Genomic DNA, 2,114 nt, shown 5'->3' with positions numbered 1-2,114 from the left:
AAGGTGCGGCGGTCATCGTCGCATAGCGACGACAGCAACAGGCTATCAGATGGAACGGTGGCGTCGATTGTCTCCATGTGGCACTATTTCGCCTTGGTACGGTTGTCCGGCTGCGCGTCTTGACCCCAAAGAACCGGCGGTGAAATAGTGCCACATGGAGACAATCGACGCCACCGTTCCATCTGATAGCCTGTTGCTGTCGTCGCTATGCGACGATGACCGCCGCACCTTGCTGTCTCATGCCCGGCGCGTTTCGTTTCAGCCTGGCCAGATGATGTTCAGCCGCAGCGACTCCGGCGATACGCTGCTATTGATCGAAGACGGGCGGGTCGAGATTTCGATCACTTCATTGTCGGGGCGCAAATCGGTGTTGAACCATATGGGTCCGGGTGAGGCGCTTGGCGAAATCGCGCTTCTGGACGGGGGACTGCGAAGTGCTGATGCGACCGCGGCGACCGGGGTGACGGGCCTTGCCCTCAGCCGTGCCGATGTCATGGCCTTTCTGCGCGACCGGCCGCATGCCCTTTTTGCGCTGGTGGCAGAGCTTTGCGCCAAGGTGCGCAACGCCTCGGACATGTTCGCGACGCAGGCCCAGACCGAGGCGCAATCGCGCCTTGCCCGCGCGCTGATCCGGCTTGCCGAACGCTGGGGTGAGGACACGCCCGACGGGCCCTTGTTGCCTGCCGAGAGGTTTTCGCAGACCGATCTGGGAGAGTTTTCCGGCATCTCGCGCGAAAACGTCAATCGCCGCCTCAGGACCTGGGCGGATGAGGGCATTGTCGGGCTGGGTCCGAAAGGGATCACCCTCACCGATTCCGCCGCGCTCGGCGAGCTTGCCGACCTTTGACCTCAGCCCAACAGGGCTGCCTCAACCGGGCGCGAGATGCCCTTGAGGTCGAAGGGCTTCATCTCACCCGTGCGACCTGCCGCGTCAAGAATTTCACGGCTCGCCAGTGCCTCGCCCGCCGCGGCGGATGCTGCGAGGCGCGCGGTCACATTCACTTCGGCGCCAAAGATCGATACGTCGCGAAAGAGCCCCTTCGCCGCCTGCACCGTTCCGATATAGATCGTGCCCTTATGCACGCCGACACCCACCGGCGCCGCCTCGGCAGTCGCACGCGCATGGCCCGCGATTTCCTTCGCCGCCTTTACCGCCATCTTCGCATGATCCGGCCCGCTGAAACCCGGCGGCCAGACGGCGACGATGCAATCGCCATAGAAGGCAAGGATGAAGCCGTCATTGTCGGTGATCGCCTTGGTCGCACTATCGAGAAACCGGTTCACCCGGTCTGAGGCGGCTTTCGGCCCCGCGCTTTCGGCGAAAGCGGTCGAATTGCGGATATCGGCAAAAAGCATTGACATCTCAACCTCGGCCCCGCCGGGAAAGGTATCGAGAAACCCGTCACAGGCATTGCAATAATTCTTGTTGCGGCTTGAGGCCACCTTACCACGGAACCGCATGTATAGCCCGCCGAGCCCCGCGAAGGGGGCATTGCACAGCCGGCAACGCGGATCGCGCGGCAGTTTCGCGTGAAACTCCTGCTGCTTGCTCAGATCGGGATGGCCCACCGCAAAGATCGTGTGCCAGAGTTCGGTATTGCCGTCTTCCTTGGTAAAGGTCTCGGTCATGCGCGCTCCAATGGCGTTTCGGGTTGCATTGTATCAGAATTCGAACATTTTTCGTTCGAATTCTGATACTTAAATTCTCGGTGCAAACCCGAAACGCGTCATAGCCAGTATTTTTCGGGCATGGGTGAGATGATCAGCTCCATGTTCGGCGTCACCGGCACGAGGGCGGGACTGTTGCAGACCGCGCTGCCCCACAGGAAGGTCGGCCCCGCCTTGACGTGGCGCGGTGGCTGGATGCCACGATACATGACCTGAAATATACCACCCTTGTCAAAGGGTGGCTTGGGCAGCAGCATCGTGTGCCCGGTTTCCGGGTCCCGGCGCTGAATCGACGGCACTGATACGACGATACCTGCATTCAGCATCTCGCCCGACACCCATTCGGGTGCGTGATCGAGGCTCATGACGTGATCCTGATCAAGACCGTAAAGCGGAGGCTCAAGCGGCCCTGTCAGCAGCTCGGCCGTCTGCAGGTTGGTCATATG

General features: G+C 61.3%; 3 protein-coding genes. 1 reads left to right on the top strand and 2 read right to left on the bottom strand.

What is annotated here, in order from left to right; all coding sequences use genetic code 11:
* Window positions 1-154: 154 nt before the first annotated feature.
* Window positions 155-847 (top strand): Crp/Fnr family transcriptional regulator, encoded by a 693-nt coding sequence (locus WBB85_RS16900; protein ID WP_432639765.1) that lies wholly within the window; start codon window positions 155-157, stop codon window positions 845-847.
* A 2-nt stretch (window positions 848-849) separates the two neighbouring features.
* On the opposite strand, the gene WBB85_RS16895 is transcribed toward WBB85_RS16900, so the two are convergent.
* Entirely contained in the window at window positions 850-1,629 is a 780-nt protein-coding gene (locus WBB85_RS16895; protein WP_432639764.1) for an adenylate/guanylate cyclase domain-containing protein, read from the bottom strand.
* Window positions 1,630-1,727: 98 nt separating this feature from the next.
* Window positions 1,728-2,114, bottom strand: a 387-nt coding sequence (locus WBB85_RS16890; RefSeq protein ID WP_432639763.1) for a hypothetical protein, incomplete at its 5' end; no start/stop codon positions are given.

This window comes from Albidovulum sp., from assembly GCF_049646345.1.
Taxonomy (GTDB): domain Bacteria; phylum Pseudomonadota; class Alphaproteobacteria; order Rhodobacterales; family Rhodobacteraceae; genus Albidovulum.
The sequence above is the reverse complement of the archived record's forward strand: the minus strand, read 5'-3'. Positions and strand labels throughout refer to the sequence as shown.

Excerpts from the sequence above, each read along its gene's own strand:
- WBB85_RS16895 (WP_432639764.1), bottom strand. The coding sequence starts at position 1,629 with ATGACCGAGACCTTTACCAAGGAAGACGGCAATACCGAACTCTGGCAC.
- WBB85_RS16900 (WP_432639765.1), top strand. The coding sequence starts at position 155 with ATGGAGACAATCGACGCCACCGTTCCATCTGATAGCCTGTTGCTGTCG.